Consider the following 17014-nt stretch of genomic DNA (forward strand, 5'->3'; position numbering starts at 1 on the left):
GGTTCGCCTCGAGCGCGGCGAGGACGTTGCTGAGGCTCTGGTGGAGGTGGACGTGGGTGGCGTGGGCGGCGAGCGAGGTATCACCGGCGACGATGGCCTCGATGATGAGCAGGTGCTCGGCCGCCGCCGCCCGCAGCCGGGCCGGGTTGTGCCTGGCGAGCCTGCGGATCCTGGCGAGGTGGGTGCGCACGTTGGCGAGCGCGGTGACGAGGAACGGGTTGCCGACTGCCGCGTCGAGCGCGTCGTCGAAGTCGTCGATGAGCTCGTAGTACCGGTGCAGTCCGGCCTCGCCCAGCAGCAGCAGTTCGGGTGCCGTGCGGAACTGGTCGCGCAGCTCGAGGAAGACGTGGGGGTCGCGCCGGGTCGCCGCGATCCTGGCCGCGTGCTCCTCGAGGGCGCGGCGGAGTTCGTACAGTTCGTGGATGCTGTCGACGGACATCTCCGTGACCATGAATCCGCGGCCGGCGCGGCCGGCGACGAGCCCGTCGGCGATCAGGCGGGCGATGGCGGCCCGGAGCGGGGTGCGCGAGACGCCGATGCGGTCGGACTGCTCGACCTCGAGGAGGCCGGCGCCCGGGGCGAGGACTCCGTCGAGGATCTCGTCGCGCAGCTGCCGGTACGCGCGTTCGCTCGCGCTGACGACGGCGACCGGCGGTGCGGCCGTGCGGGTACCCACCGGAGTGGTGTTCCCCGACGTTGGGGTTTCTGTATACACAGACGCCATGCTATTCCCTTTTTACCCGGCGTGTGCAAGACTTCCTGAATTCTATGTATACATAGGAGCTTCAATGGGGAGGTTCACAGTGACATACACAGCGACAGGCACGGCGGGGAGCTACCGCGACTCTTGGCTGCGCTCGACGGATGCCGCGACCCGCGCCGACTTCTGGCTCGAGGCATCCGCCTTCATCGACTGGACCGTGCCCCCGCGCACCGCGCTCGAGGAGCGCGAGCCCGGGACCTGGCGCTGGTTCCCGGACGGCGAGCTCAACACGAGCTACAACGCCCTCGACCGGCACGTGCTCGCCGGCCGCGGCGACCAGGCCGCGGTCATCTACGACTCCGCGATGAGCGGCACCCGGGTCAGCATCAGCTACAGCCGGCTGCTCGACCGCGTCTCCCGGTTCGCCGGGGTGCTGCGCGCCCAGGGCGTCGGCGTCGGCGACCGGGTGATCGTCTACCTGCCGATGATCCCGGAGGCGATCGTGGCCATGCTCGCGTGCGCCAGGATCGGCGCCGTGCACTCCGTGGTCTTCGGCGGCTTCGCGGCGAGCGAACTCGCCGTGCGGATCGACGACGCCCGGCCCACCGTGATCGTGACCGCGTCGGGCGGGCTCGAGCCCGGCCGCGTCGTCGAATACCTGCCGCTCGTGAAGAAGGCGCTTGACCGGTCGCAGGGTTCGGTCCGCACCGTCATCGTGCGGGACCGCGAGTCGATCCCCGGGAGCGCGGCGGACTACGCCGTCACGGACACAGACACGGGCACGGACGCCGTCACCTGGCTCGACTGGGCGACCGAAGAGGATGCCGCGACCCCTGCCGAACCCGTGAGCCTCCGCTCTGAGGACCCGCTGTACATCCTCTACACCTCGGGAACGACGGGGAATCCGAAGGGCATCGTGCGCGACAACGGCGGACACGCCGTCGCGCTCGCCTGGTCGATGCGCAACATCTACGCCGCGGGGCCCGGAGACGTCTTCTGGGCGGCCTCGGACGTCGGCTGGGTCGTCGGGCACTCCTACATCGTCTACGCGCCGCTCCTCGTCGGGGCGACGACCGTCATCTATGAGGGCAAGCCGATCGGCACCCCGGACGCCGGCGCCTTCTGGCGGGTCGTCGAGGACTACAAGGTCACCGTGCTCTTCACCGCCCCGACCGCGATCCGGGCCATCCGCCGGGTCGACCCCGAGCTCGCCGAGCTGCAGAAGTACGACGTCTCGAGCCTGACCGGCCTCTTCCTCGCCGGGGAACGACTCGACCCCGAGACGTACCATTGGGCGAACGACGGGCTGCACTGCCCGGTGATCGACCATTGGTGGCAGACCGAGACAGGCTGGGCGATCTGCGCGAACCCGCGCGGCATCGAGGAAATCCCGACCAAGCCGGGATCGGCGACGTTCCCGGTCGCGGGCTACGCCATCGAGATCCTCGACTCGAAGGGCCGGCCCGTGACGAAGGTCGGCAAGGAGGGCAACATCGCCATCCGCCTGCCGCTTCCGCCCGGAACCCTGCTCGGTGTCTGGGGCAGCGCGGAGCGGTATGCGAGCGCCTATCTCTCCGCCTTCCCCGGCTACTATGCGACGGGCGACTCCGGCCATTTCGACGCCGACGGCTACCTCTACGTGATGGGCCGCACCGACGACGTGATCAACGTGGCCGGGCACCGGCTGTCGACCGGATCCCTCGAGGAGGTACTCACCCTGCATCCGTCGGTCGCGGAGTGCGCCGTGCTCGGAGTGCACGACCCGCTCAAGGGCCAGCGCGCCGCGGGCTTCGTGACGCTCAAGGCCGGGGCGACGATCGACCACGACACCCTCGCCAAGGAACTCGTCGGACTCGTGCGCGAGCACGTCGGCCCGGTCGCCGCCTTCCGTGACGTGACGATCCTCGACCGGTTGCCGAAGACCCGCTCTGGCAAGATCCTGCGCAAGACGATCCGCCAGATCGTCGACGGCGAGCCGTACACGGTTCCCCCGACGATCGAGGACCCTGCCGTGCTCGACGCGCTCAAGCTCGCCGTGCACGGCACCGCCCACACCAACTGAATCCTCTCCCCCAGACCGCACCACCCAGCACCATCCTCACCGGAGCAAAGGAGCCCCCATGACGGAATCACTGAGAGATGCACGACCGGGAGCGACGCCGTCGTCGATCGACTACGTCGCTTTCGCCCAATCGCCCCGCTTCCTCGAGCTGAAGAGGAGGAGGAACCGGTTCGTGATCCCGCTCGCCGTGTTCTTCCTGGTCTGGTACTTCGGGTTCGTGCTCGTCGCCGCCTACCTGCCCGCCGTGATGGCCATCCCGGTCGTCGGATCGGTCAACCTCGGCCTCGTGCTCGGCCTCGGCCAGTTCGTCACGACCTTCGCGATCACCATGTGGTACGTGTCCTTCTCGAACAAGACCCTCGACCCGATGGGCGCAGCGCTCCGCGCAGAGCTCGAAAAGATGGAGCAGAAATGAGCGCCGGCGCCATGATCGTCCAGACCGCCGTGAAGGCCACGGAGACCAACCCCGTCCTGAACATCTCGATCTTCCTCGCCTTTGTGGCTGTCACCCTGATCGTCGTGATCCGGGCCGGCCGCAACAACCGTTCCGCCGCGGACTACTACACCGGCGGCCGGTCCTTCACCGGGCCGCAGAACGGCTTCGCGATCGCGGGAGACTACCTCTCGGCGGCGTCCTTCCTCGGCATCGTCGGAGCGATCGCGATCAGCGGGTACGACGGCTTCCTGTACTCGATCGGGTTCCTCGTCGCGTGGCTCGTCGCGCTGCTGCTCGTCGCAGAGCTGATGCGCAACACCGGCAAGTACACGATGGCCGACGTGCTCTCGTTCCGGCTCAAGCAGGGCCCGGTCAGGGTTGCGGCAGCCACGACGACCCTCGCCGTGTGCTTCTTCTACCTCCTCGCCCAGATGGCCGGCGCCGGCGGCCTCGTGTCGCTGCTACTCGGCATCAACGACAAGCTCGGCCAGTCGGTCGTCGTCGTCGTGGTCGGCGGCCTGATGATCCTCTACGTGCTCATCGGGGGGATGAAGGGCACCACCTGGGTCCAGATCATCAAGGCGTTCCTCCTGATCATCGGAGCCCTCGGGATGACGATCTGGGTGCTCGCGATCAACGGCTTCAACTTCTCCGGCCTGCTCGACTCTGCCGTCGCGGCCTCGATCAGCAAGCCCGCTGAGGCCATCCTCGTGCCGGGGCTCAAGTACGGGCACAATCCGCTCGACTTCATCTCCCTCGCGATCGCGCTCGTCCTCGGCACCGCGGGCCTGCCGCACGTGCTGATGCGCTTCTACACGGTCCCGAGCGCCAAGGAGGCCCGTCGTTCCGTGGTCTGGGCGATCTGGCTCATCGGCGCGTTCTACCTCTTCACCCTCGTGCTCGGCTTCGGCGCAGCGGCGCTCGTCGGCGCGGACGTCATCGCGGCGGCTCCCGGCGGGGTCAACTCCGCGGCGCCGCTCCTCTCGCTCGCGCTCGGAGGACCGCTCCTGCTCGGCTTCATCTCGGCGATCGCCTTCGCGACGATCCTTGCGGTCGTCGCCGGCATCACGATCACCGCGGCGACCTCGTTCGCGCACGACATCTACATGAGCGTGATCAAGAAGGGCAAGGGCGACCCGGACAGCGAAGTGAAGGTCGCCCGCCGCACCGTCATCGTGATCGGCATCCTCGCGATCGCGGGCGGCATCGGCGTGCAGGGCCAGAACATCGCGTTCCTCGTGGCGCTCGCCTTCGCCGTCGCGGCGAGCGCGAACCTCCCGACGATCCTCTACTCACTGTTCTGGCGCGGCTTCACCACCCGCGGAGCGGTCTGGAGCATGTACGGCGGCCTCGCCGCTGCGATGATCCTGATCATCTTCTCCCCGGTGTTCTCCGGCACGCCGACGTCGATGTTCGGCGCGGGGGTCAACTTCGCGTGGTTCCCGCTCAGCAACCCCGGCATCGTCTCGATCCCGATCGGCTTCTTCCTCGGCTGGCTCGGCTCCGTCACGAGCACCCGCAAGGAGGACCCTCTCCTCGCCGCCGAGATGTCGGTCCGCTCCCTCACCGGCCACGGCGCCGAGAAGGCCGTCGAGCACTAGCCCGCAGCTACCTTTCCGGTCGAGAGTTCCCGCTCCACGGGTGACTCTCGACCGGAAGAGTGCGGTTCACGGGCCGGGTCTGGCCGGGCCAGCGGATGCCGCGGGTCAGTCCTTCGGGACGAGGGGGCCGCGCGCGACGCGCGTCGGGGCCGCCTGAGCGACGGGCTTGACCGTGATCAGGTCGAGGTTGACGTGGGCGGGCAGTTCGACGCTCAGCACGATCGTCTCGGCGATGTCCTCCGCGGTGAGCGGGTGCTCCACGCCGGCGTATGCGGCAGCGGCCTTTTCCGTGTCGCCGCCGAAGCGGACGAGGCCGAATTCCTCGGTCTTGACCATGCCGGGCGCGATCTCGATCACCCGGATCGGCTCGCCGTTGAGCTCGAGCCGCAGCACCTCCACGAGGGCGTGGGCCGCGAACTTGGCGGCGTTGTATCCGCCACCGCCGAGGTACGCGACGTGCCCGGCGATGGAGGTGACCGTGACGATATCGGCGCTGCCAGCGGCATCCGTGCGGAGTGTCTCTCGCAGCAGCGGGAGCACGGCACTCGTGACCCGCTTGACCGCAAGCACATTGATCTCGAACATCCAGGCCCAGTCTTCGACAGGGGCGGTCTCGACGCTGTCGAGGCCGCGGGCGCCGCCGGCGTTGTTCACGAGGGCGTGCACGGGGCCGGATGCCGCGAGATAGTCGCGGAGGGCGTCGACGTCCGCCTGCACCGTCAGGTCGGCCGTGAAGACATCGGCGCCGGTTTCCGCTGCGAGGGCCGCGAGCCGGTCGGCACGCCGGGCCACGCCGACGACGTCCCAGCCGTGGGCCCGGAACAGTCGCACCGTGGCCGCCCCGATTCCCGAACTCGCACCGGTCACTACAACTCGCTTGTTTGCCATGGTCCCATTCTGGCGGCACGAGCGGCGGTCGGGGCACACCCGGGGCACACCCGGTAGATGACGCCGTGCTTCCCTGTCGTTCGCCCGGCCATCGCTCGCCTGCGCGCTCAGTCCGGCGATCCGCTCCTCGAGGGGCGCAGCTGCGGTGATACGTAGTCGCTAGGCCTGTCGATCACCGCGAGCGTGCACCGCGAAACGCAGACGAGACGGTCGCGGCCGTCGCTGATCCTCACCTCCCAGACCTGGACTCGTGCACCGAGGTGGATCGGGCGGGCGACTCCCGTCACCCATCCGCTATCGACGTGAGCGTCTCCGCACAGGCGACGGACGCGCCGCCGTGGAGCACCAGCCGTCGCACGGTATCCGGATGCACCGCCGCCCACGCCACAGCGACCAGCGCACCCATCGACGTGCCGATGAGGTCGAACGGCTCCGGACCGAGCTTCGCGACGACCGCGGCGAGCTGCTCTAGCTCGAAGTCCATCGACGGCGGCCGGCTCGTCGGAGCCGACAGGCCGCATCCGGCGCGGTCGTACCGGATGAGCCGGCGGTCCGCCGCCAGACTCTCGTAGAACGCCCGCTCCTCGGGCAGCTGCCAGCTGAGCTCGAGGTGACTGAGCCACCCCGCTGTGTACACGAGCGGCGGACCGCGGCACACCCGTAGATGACGCCGTGTTTCGGCGACATTGCCGACCCCGCGAGCGCGTGCCTAAACTCGCACCCAAGAGCGATGGACGGTCCACGCTCGTCACGGATTACAGGGAGTTCTTCATGAGCGACAACGCGGCCGCCTGGCAGTTCGAAACCAAGCAGGTGCACTCTGGCGCGCACCCCGACCCGGTCACCAACGCACGCGCCACCCCGATCTACCAGACCACGTCCTACGTGTTCAACAGCGCGCAGCACGCCCAGAACCTCTTCGCCCTCGCCGAGTTCGGCAACATCTACACCCGCATCATGAACCCGACCCAGGCCGTCGTCGAAGAGCGCATCGCCGCGCTCGAAGGCGGCACCGCGGCGCTGCTGCTCGCCTCCGGCCAGGCCGCATCGACCTTCGCCGTGCTCAACATCGCCCAGGCCGGCGACCACATCGTCTCCTCGAGCTCGATCTACGGCGGAACCTACAACCTCTTCAAGTACACCCTCGCCAAACTCGGCATCGAGACGACCTTCGTCGAGGACCAGGACGATGCAGCAGAGTGGGCCCGCGCCGTGCGCCCGAACACCAAGCTGTTCTTCGCCGAGACCATCGGCAACCCCAAGATCAACGTGCTCGACATCTCGCTCGTCGCCGACGTCGCCCACCAGAACGGCGTCCCGCTCATCGTCGACAGCACCATCGCGACCCCGTACCTGATCCGCCCCTTCGAACACGGCGCCGACATCGTCGTCCACTCCGCCACCAAGTTCCTCGGCGGCCACGGCACGATCATCGGCGGCGTCATCGTCGACGGCGGCACCTTCGAGTGGTCGAAGAACGTCGAGAAGTTCCCCGGCCTCACCGAGCCGGACCCGTCCTACCACGGCGTCAGCTACACGGGCGCGGTCGGCGACGGCATCGCGTACATCATCAAGGCACGCGTTCAGTTGCTCAGGGACCTCGGCAGCGCGATCGCCCCCGCGAGCGCCTGGCAGCTGATCCAGGGCATCGAGACCCTGAGCCTGCGCATCGAGCGCCACGTGCAGAACGCCCAGGACATCGCGGAATGGCTCGAGAGCCACCCCGACATCGCCTCGGTCAACTACGCCGGCCTGCCGTCGAGCCCCTGGTATGCGACCGCCAACAAATACGCGCCCAAGGGCGTCGGCGCGGTCGTCTCCTTCGAGCTCAAGGGCGGGGTGGATGCCGGCCGCGCGCTCGTCGACAACCTCGAGCTCTTCAGCCACCTGGCCAACATCGGCGACGTCCGCTCGCTCGTGATCCACCCGGCCTCGACCACCCACGCCCAGCTCACGCCGGAGCAGCAGCTCACGAGCGGCGTGACCCCCGGGCTCGTGCGCCTGTCCGTCGGCATCGAGAACATCGCCGACCTCAAGGCCGACCTCGAGCACGGGCTCGCCGCCGCCCGCGCCGTAGTCGAGGCCTCGCGCGCGAACGCCTGACCCGCACCGCAGCACCCCTGACCGATTCGACGGAGATTCTGCCGGAATTGTACGTTGCAGGCCGTTTTCGGGCCGCGCGAGGCACAATCTCCGTCGAATTGGTTCAGAGAACGATCCGGATGACGGGTCCGTGAATATCCTGTCGGTATGACTGACCTGCGACCGATCGGATACTGGCTCAAACTCGTCGACCAACTGATCAACGAGCAATTCGCGACGACCCTCGAGGAACACGGGGTGACGAGGCGGCAGTGGCAGCTGCTCGGGATGCTGTCCCGCGGACCGGCCTCGGTCGAGCAGCTCACGAGCGGGGTCGCCCCGTTCCTCGACACCGAGGGTGAGACCGTCGTCGAACACCTCGCCGAACTCGTCGAGAGCGGCTGGGTCACGGTGTCGGAGTCCGGGTACGCGATCACCGACCGCGGCAGGCTCGCCTACCAGCGCCTCGCCGAGGTCGTCTCGGTGAACCGGGATGCCGCGACCCAGGACGTCAGCCCTGCCGACTACGCCACGACCCTGGCCACCCTCGAGCGGGTGGCCCGCAACCTCGGCTGGACCGGCGAGCCGGAGTGATCCCTAGGCCGCCGTGGTACCGGTCGCGGGGATCGAGCTCGCGAGCACGGTGTCGAGGACGGCGGATGCCTCTTCGCTCGTCGAGCTCTGGGCGAGTGCAAGTTCGGAGACGAGCACCTGGCGGGCCTTGACGAGCATGTTCTTCTCGCCGGCGGACACGCCGCGCTCCTGGTCACGACGCCACAGGTCGCGGACGACCTCGCCGACACGGTAGACGCTGCCGCTCGCCATCTTCTCCTGGTTGGCCTTGTACCGGCGTGACCAGTTCCCCGGCTCCTCGACGAAGGATTCGCGGAGAACGTCGAACACGGCCTGGACGCCGGCGCTGTCGATGACGTCGCGCACGCCGACGAGCTCGGCGTTCTCGATCGGCAGCTTGATCGTCAGGTCGTTCGCGTGCACGGTGAGGGTCATGAACTTCTTCTCGATCCCCTTCACGGCGCGGGTCGTGATTTCAGTGATGGTGACCGCGCCGTGGTGCGGGTAGACCAGGGTTTCTCCCACGGTGAAATTCATATGCTGCCTCTGTTCGTTGGTGATGCGGGGTTCTCGCGACCATCGTCGGTCGGTTGTGTGGTGGTGTGTGGGGTACCGGGTTCGCGGCGTCAGGCCGCGTCGACCAGCCATTCGGGGAGGAATTCGACGAGCTGGTCGACGATCTCGTCGTCCGTGACGTCGAGCTGGCCGCGCATCCAGGCGCTGATCAGGGTGAGCGCTCCCCCGGCCACGTAGGTGGCGAAGGACTCGGGGTGCACGACCCTGGGCGTGCCGGAGAGCACGACGAGCGATTCGACGAGGCGGCGCGAGTACGCTTCGATCTCGTCGTCGTATGCCGTGCGGGTGATCGGCAGGTCGAGCACACTCGAGTACAGCGGGTAGTGCTCCACGATGTGGGAGATGAGCCGCTGGTAACCGACCCGTGCGGCCTGGGCCCCGGTGAGGTCGTCGCTCAGCAGGTCGAACCCGGTCACGCCGATCTCGGCGAACTGCTCGCGGAGGAACCCGGTCGCGAGATCGTCGAGGCTGCTGAAGTGCGCGTAGAACGAACTGCGGCTGATCGAGGCCGTGCGCACGATGTCGCTGACCGAGACGGATGCGACGCGCTGGGTCATGAGCGTGCGGACCGCTGCGAAAATGGCCTGCCTGGTGCGTTCCGCCCGGGGGTCCGAGGCACGCACGGCGCTGATTGTACCGCGCACCACGCTTTCTCGGACATACTCGGTGCGGGTCATCAGGACAGTCTAGCACTTCTCGGACACCTGTCCGAGAAGTGGGCAAGGGGGCCGGATGAGCGCCGCAACAACCGCACGTCTCCAACCGCACGTCTCCAGCCGCACGAAACAAGCCGCGCGTAACAAAGGGACGTTGGCGCGTCAGACCGGGCAGAATGAGGGCATATGGAATGGCAGACCTCGGCGGACACGGTCCCGTCCAGCTTCATCACCGAGGCTCAGGCGCGCTCGCTGTTCGGCAAGCCCCCGGCGACGGGTGCGTGGCGCGACGGCGACCCCGTCGGCAACCGCAGGTTCCAGGACGTGGGCGCACTCGACCTCGAGGCCGGCGGGCGACTGGGCGCCGTCCGGATCGCCTACGAGACCTGGGGCGAACTCTCCCCCGCGCGGGACAACGCGGTGCTCGTGCTGCACGCCCTCACCGGGGACAGCCACCTGCTCGGCGCGGCAGGGCCCGGCCACGCGACCGCCGGCTGGTGGGGCGGCATCGTCGGCCCCGGCCTGGCCATCGACACCGACCGCTATTTTGTCGTCGCACCGAACATGCTCGGCGGTTGCCAGGGCAGCACAGGCCCGTCGTCCCTCGCCCCTGACGGCTCGGAGTGGGGCATCCGCTTCCCCTACCTGACCATCCGCGACCAGGTCGCCGCCCAGGTCGCATTCGCCGACCGGATCGGGATCGACGCCTGGGCCCTCGTGGTCGGCGGGTCGATGGGGGGAATGCACGCCCTCGAATGGGCGATCGACCGGCCGGACCGGGTGGAGAGGCTCGCGATCCTCGCGGCGCCGCCCGTGACGACGGCCGATCAGATCGCCCTGAATTCGGTGCAGATCGAAGCCATCCGCAGCGACCCGCTGTTCCGGTCCGGCGATTACTACGACGCCGTCGACGGCGACGGTCCGACCCGCGGGCTCGCCCTGGCCCGGCGGATGGCCCTGCTGAACTACCGCAGCCCGTCCGAGCTCAACGAGCGTTTCGAGCGCGGCTGGCAAAGCCGGATCTCCCCGCTCGGTTCTGGCGGCCGGTTCGCCGTCGAGTCCTACCTCGACTTCCACGGCAACAAGTTCACCCGACGTTTCGACGCGAACAGCTACATCGTCCTCGTCGAGGCGATGAACTCCCACGATGTGACCCGCGGCCGGGGTTCCCTCGCCGAGGCCCTCTCCTCGATCGAAGCAACCACCCTCGTCGTCGGAATCGACAGCGACCGGCTGTTCCCCGTCGAGGGCCAGCGCCGGATCGCGGCACACCTCCGCAACGGCCTCGACGGCACCGAACCCGTCGTGCTCTCCTCGAGCTACGGCCACGACGGCTTTCTGATCGAGGATGCCGCCGTCGGCGAGCAACTCGGCCGCCTGCTCCGCTGACCTTCACGACGGCTGGGCGTCGGCCGGTTCCGCCGGCTATCACACCGACTTTTCCGCTACCGCCCTGCGATTGACAGGGCAGGCATTCCGGACGACCCTGACAGGGAGCCCGGCCACTGCCTGCCTTGTCCAGACCGCCCAGCGAAGAGGAGTCCCGTGATGAAAGCCGGCTACGTCGTCATGGTCATCGTCGGAACGCTGCTCGCCGTGTCCGGCATCGGCTTGCTCGCCGGCGGAGTCGCCGTTGCAACGGTCGCGGCACAACAGGGCAGGGACGGGTTCCTGACCACGCCGAGCGGCTCATTCTCCGTGGCCTCGTATGCGATCACCTCACCGAACCTCACGACGGAGAGCGACTCAGGCACCGGGACCAGCACCCAGGCGGGGTCCGGCGGGATGCCCTCCGGGCTCGCGACCGTGATGCTCGAGGCGACGAGCGTCCGCGGCACCGGGGTCTTCATCGGCATCGCACCGCGGGCGGAGGTGGAACGCTACCTCGCATCCGTCGCGCACAGCGAGCTCACCTCCGTGAACTCCACGCCGTTCCGCACCGAGTACCGCGAGGTGCCCGGCAGCAGACGTCCTGCCCGTCCGGGCAGCCAGACCTGGTGGACGGTCGCGGCCTCCGGGCCGGGAACGCAGCGCCTGGTCTGGCCGGTCGTGAGCGGCGACTGGGCCGTCGTCGTCATGAACGCGGATGCGACGCAGGGCGTTGACGTAGAGGCGCGGGCCGGCGTCCGGTCCGGCCTCTTCGTGCCTGCGGCGGTCGCCCTGTTGCTCGGCGGCGGGCTGCTGCTCGTGGCCGGGGTGCTCCTCGTGGTCTTCGGCGCGTTGGGCCTCGGGAGGCGCGACTCCGCACAGGGGCCGGACGACCACGACGGCGCTGTCGGAACGACGGGCACTGCCGGAGCGATGGGCACTGCCGGAGCGATTGGCGCTGTCGCAGCTACGGGTCCACCTGGTCCGGTCTACCCCGCCCGCCTCGAGGGCACACTGCAGCCCGACGTGTCCAGGGGATTGTGGCTCGTGAAATGGATCCTGATCTTCCCGCACGTCGTGGTGCTGTTCTTCCTCTGGTTCGCCACGTTCGTGACGACGATCGTCGCGGGCTTCGCCATCCTGTTCACCGGCCGGTATCCCCTGGCCCTCTTCACGTTCAACGTCGGCGTGCTGCGCTGGAGCTGGCGCGTCGCCTTCTACGCGTATTCGGCGCTCGGCACGGACAGGTACCCGCCGTTCACTCTCGCCCCGGCCGACTACCCAGCCGACCTCGACATCGACTACCCCGAGCGGTTGTCCCGGGGGCTTGTCCTGGTCAAGTGGTGGCTGCTCGCGATTCCACAGATCCTCATCGTGTCCGCCCTGACGAGCACCCCGACCGCTCGCTACACGATCGGGGACACGACTTATTCGACGACGACCGGAGTATCACTCCTCGGTCTCCTCGTGCTCATTGCGGGGCTGATGCTGCTGTTCACGGGCCACTACCGGCAGTCCCTGTTCGATTTCATCCTCGGTATCGACCGCTGGGTGTTCCGTGTGGTGGTGTACACCGGACTCTTCCGGGACGACTATCCACCGTTCCGCCTCGACCAGGGCGGGACCGAAACGGGGGGCACCGGACCGGGGGGAATCGACGAGGCTGCTAGGGTGAAAACGACCTGAGGAATCACGGATGCTGACCCGACAAAGCTCGAGGCGCCTAACTGTTCCCCCTGCACGCGCCCAAATACCCCCGGTTCGCCCCGTTCCCGGCGAACCCCCCGCACGCGTGGCCCGTAAACAAGGCACATTCGTGAAACTGAGCGCCACGCGCGCGTCGAAACCGGCCGCATCCGGATATGGTGCTTTCTGGAGCACGACGAGGGGTAATGCGACGGGTATGCAACGCATTTTCAAGGAACGGGATCGACTGCTGCGCAGGGGCGCGCAGCTGACCGGGCTCGCTGGTTCCATCGCCACGTTCCTGGCGCTCCTGATACCGGGCGGCCTCGACCGGTTGGCGCTCGCCCTGAGCCTTCCCCTGCTCCTTGTCATCGTCGGCGCCCAGTACTTGCTCGGCCGCAACGGTCACCTGCGATGGGCGGCACTCCTCGTCGTCTGCGGGGTGGCCATGATCCTCGTGATCGGCTTCGTCGGCACGGGAACATCGGGACTCAACCTCGGCGAACAGGCAGTGATAGCGTGCGTCGCCTCGCCCGCCATCGGTTCCATCGCCCTGGTACTCGTCACCACCTCGCGCCGGCTGATCATGCTGGGCGTCGCCTTCGGCGCGACGCTCGCGAGCGTGCTCGCTGCCGCGCGGCTCAGCACCGACGCACTCGTCCCGGTCATGCTCACGATCACCGGCTGGTTCGCGATCGCGATCGCCGGATGGTGGATCGCGCAGAGCATCCCCCGCGTCATGCAGCGCATCGCCGAAATCGGCCGTGCGCACCTCGCCGAACGGCACGCGAGCGAGCTCGAGGCCCAACGCCGGCAGGACGCCAGGCTCCTGCACGACACCGTCCTCGCGACCCTCACCCTGCTCGCGCACTCGGGCGTCGGCGTGAGCCCCGCCGCCTTGCGTCAGCAGGCCGGCGATGACGCCCGGCTGCTCAGGCAGCTCCGGCTCGGCGGGCTCCCGACCCCGCACCGCTCCGGCGTCTACACGCTCGAACCCGCGTCGGAGTCGACCCTCGGCAGCACCCTCGAGTCCGTGAAACAGCGCTTCAAGCGGATGGGGCTCGACGTGGACTGGCACGGGAGCGGCCAGGTCCTGCTGCCGAGCACCGTTCTGGACTCGTTCCTGCTCGCCCTGGGCGAGTGCCTCGAGAACGTGCGCAGGCACGCAGGGGTCGCCCGCGCCGACGTCACGATCACGGACGACGACACGACAGTTCGTGCCATGGTGACCGACGCCGGCGTCGGTTTCGACCTCGCGGCAGTGAGCCCGGAACGCCTCGGTTTCGCCGAGTCCGTCGTCGCCAGGCTCCGCGACGTCGGCGGCAACGCCCGGCTGTTCTCGTCCCCGGGTTCGGGAACGACGGTCGTACTCGAGGTGCCCAAGTGAGCACCCGCGGCGTGACCGTGCAGCCGGAGCGCGGCATCCGTCGACCGGCCAGGCGCGCCGTCACCGAAGCCGGCCCGCTCGAGGAACACGGACGCCAGGAGCGCCAGGATCGCCGCCGCAGCTTCCGCAGGCCGGAGCGAACGGTCAAGACGACGCGCGCCAACCAGAGCGGCCTCGGTGGACGCCACCTCGGGATCGGCCTCTCCGTCGCCGGCGGCATCGTCGCGGCCTACCTGTTCTGGGAGTACGTCGAGCAGTGGCCCCGGTACACGACTCCCGTCCCGACCCCCGTGGCATGGGTGATCCTCGTGGCGGCGACGGCGTTCGCGATCGCCGTCGTTCAGCGACTCTCCGCACGGATGCCCGACTGGCTGTTCGCGGCGGCCCTCGCGTCCGGCGCGGTCGTCATCGCACTCGACCTGGCCGGCTCGCACGCCGGCGCCGACCGGGGGGTCTTCCCGACCGCCGCCGCCGCGGTCGGGAGCCTGCTGATCGCGCTCGTGACCGTTCGGCGAGGCAGGGACGTCGTCTCTTCCACGGCCGTCCTCGGAACGCTCCTCGCCGTGTTCGCGATCACAGAGCCGCGCAGCGACCCGCTGTCCTTCGCGCCGGAGCTTGTCGCATTCGGGCTCGCGGTGATACCGCCGCTCCTCGGCGTCGCGATCGTCCGCTCGTTCCACCGGATGGTGCAGCGCGAACTGGACCTCGTGCTCGTACAGAGCACGGTCTCCCAGCCGCGGTTCGCCGTCGGCATGCTCGCCTCCGAGGAACTCGCGCGGATCGACCTCGACGCGGAGACCTTGCTCGACGATGTGTCCAAGGGCCGCACCGCGCTCCCCCTCAACGCGGCCAAGTCGACGACCGCGTCTTCGCTCGCGACCCAGTTGCGGCTGCACCTCATCCAGGGCCGCAGGGAGACCTGGCTGTACCACGCCATCACGGAGTCCGAGTTCCTCGGCCCCTCGGTGAGCCTCAACGACCCGGCCGGGCTCGCCGGGCTGCTCGATCCCGCCCAGCGCGACGCCCTGCTGCGCACCATCTGGCTCCTGATCAGCGACACCCAGCGCCCCGAGGCATCCGTCGCCCTCTCCCTCGGTCCGATCCGCCCGACGAATGGCCTGATCGACCGGCAGAAGTTACGATTCCCCATCGAATTGGCCACCACGGGTGTGCCTCGGCGCCGGGTCGACCCCGAGACGTGGCAAGCTATCCGGGTAGTTGGCCCGCACATCGCGTCGAGCCGGGGTGGCAGTCTCCACGTGGAGATCGAGTGCAGCATTGACAATCCCGCAGATGCGTGAAATTTTCTGGTCCGGCATCGCCGGGCTTCCAGTCGGATGCACAGGCAACAGGAGGCAACAGTGACGAACATCAGCACGACGACCCGGGCGGCGGCGCCCAGTCGGGAGAATCCGATCCGGCTTGCTCTCGTGGACGACCACCGGATGCTGCTGGGGGCGTTGACGGAGTGGATCCGCGGCGCCGCAGACGACATCAACATGGTCGCCGCTGTGACGACGTGGCCGGAACTTCTCACCCACCCCGAATTCCCGGTGGACGTCGTTCTCCTCGACCTCGATCTCAAGGACAACATCCCGGTTTCGCTCAAGATCTCGACCCTCAAGACGGCCGGTGTCAAGACCGTCCTGATGAGCACGTACTCGGAGCCCGGCCTCGTGCGCGAGGCACTCGCCGCCGGGGCACTCGGCTACCTCGTCAAGAGCGAAGAAGCCGGCATGATCGTCGACGCGATCCGGGCAGCCTTCGACGGGGAGTCGTACATCTCCGCTGAACTCGACGAAGCGCTCAGCGCGGGAACGGGCGGCGGTTCGCCGAGACTGAGCGCACAGGAACGCCGCGTGATGGCTCTGTACGGTGCCGGCGAGCCCGTCAAGGCCGTTGCCCACCAGCTCGGCATCTCCGAGGAGACCGCCAAGTCCTACCTCAAACGGATCCGCGAGAAGTACCGTCTTGCGGGCTTCGACGTCGGAACCAAGGTCGCGCTGCGGAAGCGCGCGATTCACGACGGGATCCTGCTGCAGACGGACTGAGCTCGCGCTCCCGACCCTCTGTCGGAGTCTTCCGTGACCGTCGCAGGCGCAGACCGCGCCGACCCGAGTCGCGAAAGGTTCCGACTTCGGCGTTAAGCGGCGTCCGTGACGACCTCGATGAGGGCGGTGCCGTACGGCACGTGCCGTCCGTTGCGGCGCCAGGACCGGTCGATCGCGAAGCTCACGACCGCGAGCGAAAGTCCGATGACGCTCAGGACCGCGCCGATCCAGACCGGGGCGACGTAACCGAGGCCGCCGGCGATGGCCAGGCCGCCGAGGAACGCGCCGAGCGCGTTGCCGATGTTGAGGGCCGAGTGGTTGAGCGCAGCCGCAATGGACTGGCTGTCGTGCGAGACATCCATCAGCCGGGTCTGGATGGCCGGGGACAGCCCGGCCGCCGCGCCGCCGACGAGGAAGACGCCGGCCAGGAGTCCGGGCAGGAACTGGGCGGACAGGGCAAGTCCCACCAGGGCAACGATCATCAATGCGAAGAACCCGTAGAGGGTACGGCGGACGCTCTTGTCGGCGAGGTGGCCGCCGAGCAGGTTGCCGACGGTCATGCCGAGGCCGATGACCACGAGCACGAGCGGAACGGCGCCCGCGCCGAGTCCGGTCACCTCGATGACGAGCGGGGCGACATAGGTGTAGACGGCGAAGAGGCCGCCGAAGCCGATCGCCCCGATACCGAGCGCGAACCAGACCTGCAGCCTGCCGAACGCCTTCAGCTCGTTGCGCATCGTCGCGAGCGCGTTACCCGCCTGGAACGGCACGAGCAGGATCACGGCGAGGAAGGAGACCGCGAAGACGGCGGCGACGACGAGGTAGGCGACCCGCCAGCCGGACACCTGCCCGATCCAGGTGATCACGGGCACGCCGATCACATTGGAGATGGTCAGGCCGCTGAGCACGAGCGCGACGCCGCGCGCCCGCTTGCCCGGGCCCATC

16 protein-coding genes are annotated in these 17014 nt (G+C 68.6%); 10 read left to right on the plus strand and 6 right to left on the minus strand.

The window, feature by feature from the left end:
• On the minus strand, window positions 1-676 hold a 676-nt coding region (locus QN345_RS07350; RefSeq protein ID WP_323508541.1), incomplete at its 3' end, for a GntR family transcriptional regulator.
• A 127-nt stretch (window positions 677-803) separates the two neighbouring features.
• Here QN345_RS07350 and QN345_RS07355 point away from each other — a divergent pair.
• The 3 genes from QN345_RS07355 to QN345_RS07365 are packed head-to-tail and all read left to right on the plus strand — an operon-like array spanning window position 804 to window position 4802.
• On the plus strand, window positions 804-2765 hold the full coding sequence (locus QN345_RS07355) for an AMP-binding protein (RefSeq protein WP_277871722.1): 1962 nt from the start codon (window positions 804-806) through the stop codon (window positions 2763-2765).
• A gap of 58 nt (window positions 2766-2823) precedes the next feature.
• Window positions 2824-3180, plus strand: a complete 357-nt coding sequence (locus QN345_RS07360) for a DUF485 domain-containing protein (protein WP_134560628.1) — start codon at window positions 2824-2826, stop codon at window positions 3178-3180.
• Window positions 3177-4802 carry a cation acetate symporter gene (locus QN345_RS07365; RefSeq protein WP_241975499.1) on the plus strand — a complete coding sequence of 542 codons (1626 nt, stop codon included), beginning with the start codon at window positions 3177-3179 and terminating at the stop codon, window positions 4800-4802. The genes QN345_RS07360 and QN345_RS07365 overlap by 4 nt, the downstream gene beginning before the upstream one ends.
• Window positions 4803-4907: 105 nt before the next feature.
• On the opposite strand, the gene QN345_RS07370 is transcribed toward QN345_RS07365, so the two are convergent.
• Both QN345_RS07370 and QN345_RS07375 read right to left on the minus strand, forming a co-directional pair.
• Complete coding sequence (locus QN345_RS07370) at window positions 4908-5690, minus strand: SDR family oxidoreductase (RefSeq protein ID WP_134563858.1); 783 nt, start codon at window positions 5688-5690, stop codon at window positions 4908-4910.
• Window positions 5691-5973: 283 nt separating this feature from the next.
• A complete protein-coding gene (locus QN345_RS07375; RefSeq protein ID WP_322189558.1) occupies window positions 5974-6327 on the minus strand; it encodes an alpha/beta hydrolase in 354 nt (117 codons plus the stop codon).
• A gap of 134 nt (window positions 6328-6461) precedes the next feature.
• Here QN345_RS07375 and QN345_RS07380 point away from each other — a divergent pair, with 134 nt between their 5' ends.
• Window positions 6462-7793: a bifunctional o-acetylhomoserine/o-acetylserine sulfhydrylase gene (locus tag QN345_RS07380; protein WP_134449788.1), complete on the plus strand. Its 1332-nt coding sequence runs from the start codon at window positions 6462-6464 to the stop codon at window positions 7791-7793.
• 147 nt (window positions 7794-7940) lie between these two features.
• Window positions 7941-8366, plus strand: coding sequence for a MarR family winged helix-turn-helix transcriptional regulator (locus QN345_RS07385; protein WP_134449787.1), 426 nt, complete (start codon window positions 7941-7943; stop codon window positions 8364-8366).
• Between the two features lie 3 nt (window positions 8367-8369).
• Here the strand turns inward: QN345_RS07385 and QN345_RS07390 are convergent, their stop codons facing one another.
• Window positions 8370-8882 (minus strand): CarD family transcriptional regulator, encoded by a 513-nt coding sequence (locus QN345_RS07390; RefSeq protein ID WP_134449786.1) that lies wholly within the window; start codon window positions 8880-8882, stop codon window positions 8370-8372.
• A gap of 89 nt (window positions 8883-8971) precedes the next feature.
• The gene (locus tag QN345_RS07395; RefSeq protein WP_134563855.1) at window positions 8972-9598 is read right to left on the minus strand and encodes a TetR/AcrR family transcriptional regulator; all 627 of its coding nucleotides are present in this window, start codon (window positions 9596-9598) and stop codon (window positions 8972-8974) included.
• Between the two features lie 165 nt (window positions 9599-9763).
• Here QN345_RS07395 and metX point away from each other — a divergent pair, with 165 nt between their 5' ends.
• The 5 genes from metX to QN345_RS07420 all read left to right on the plus strand — a co-directional run bounded on the left by metX (window position 9764) and on the right by QN345_RS07420 (window position 16069).
• Entirely contained in the window at window positions 9764-10966 is a 1203-nt protein-coding gene (gene metX / locus QN345_RS07400) for a homoserine O-acetyltransferase MetX (protein WP_322189557.1), read from the plus strand.
• 159 nt (window positions 10967-11125) lie between these two features.
• A complete protein-coding gene (locus tag QN345_RS07405; protein ID WP_241987476.1) occupies window positions 11126-12631 on the plus strand; it encodes a DUF4389 domain-containing protein in 1506 nt (501 codons plus the stop codon).
• 217 nt (window positions 12632-12848) lie between these two features.
• Window positions 12849-14018 (plus strand): sensor histidine kinase, encoded by a 1170-nt coding sequence (locus tag QN345_RS07410; RefSeq protein ID WP_322189556.1) that lies wholly within the window; start codon window positions 12849-12851, stop codon window positions 14016-14018.
• Window positions 14015-15319 (plus strand): hypothetical protein, encoded by a 1305-nt coding sequence (locus QN345_RS07415; protein WP_322189555.1) that lies wholly within the window; start codon window positions 14015-14017, stop codon window positions 15317-15319. The genes QN345_RS07410 and QN345_RS07415 overlap by 4 nt, the downstream gene beginning before the upstream one ends.
• Before the next feature lie 69 nt (window positions 15320-15388).
• Complete coding sequence (locus QN345_RS07420; protein ID WP_255454140.1) at window positions 15389-16069, plus strand: response regulator transcription factor; 681 nt, start codon at window positions 15389-15391, stop codon at window positions 16067-16069.
• Between the two features lie 92 nt (window positions 16070-16161).
• Here the strand turns inward: QN345_RS07420 and QN345_RS07425 are convergent.
• Window positions 16162-17014: MFS transporter (locus QN345_RS07425; RefSeq protein ID WP_323508542.1), on the minus strand; the 853-nt coding region annotated here is incomplete at its 5' end.

It is taken from the genome of Cryobacterium sp. 10I1 (assembly GCF_035019805.1).
GTDB classification, from domain to species: Bacteria; Actinomycetota; Actinomycetes; order Actinomycetales; family Microbacteriaceae; genus Cryobacterium; species Cryobacterium glucosi.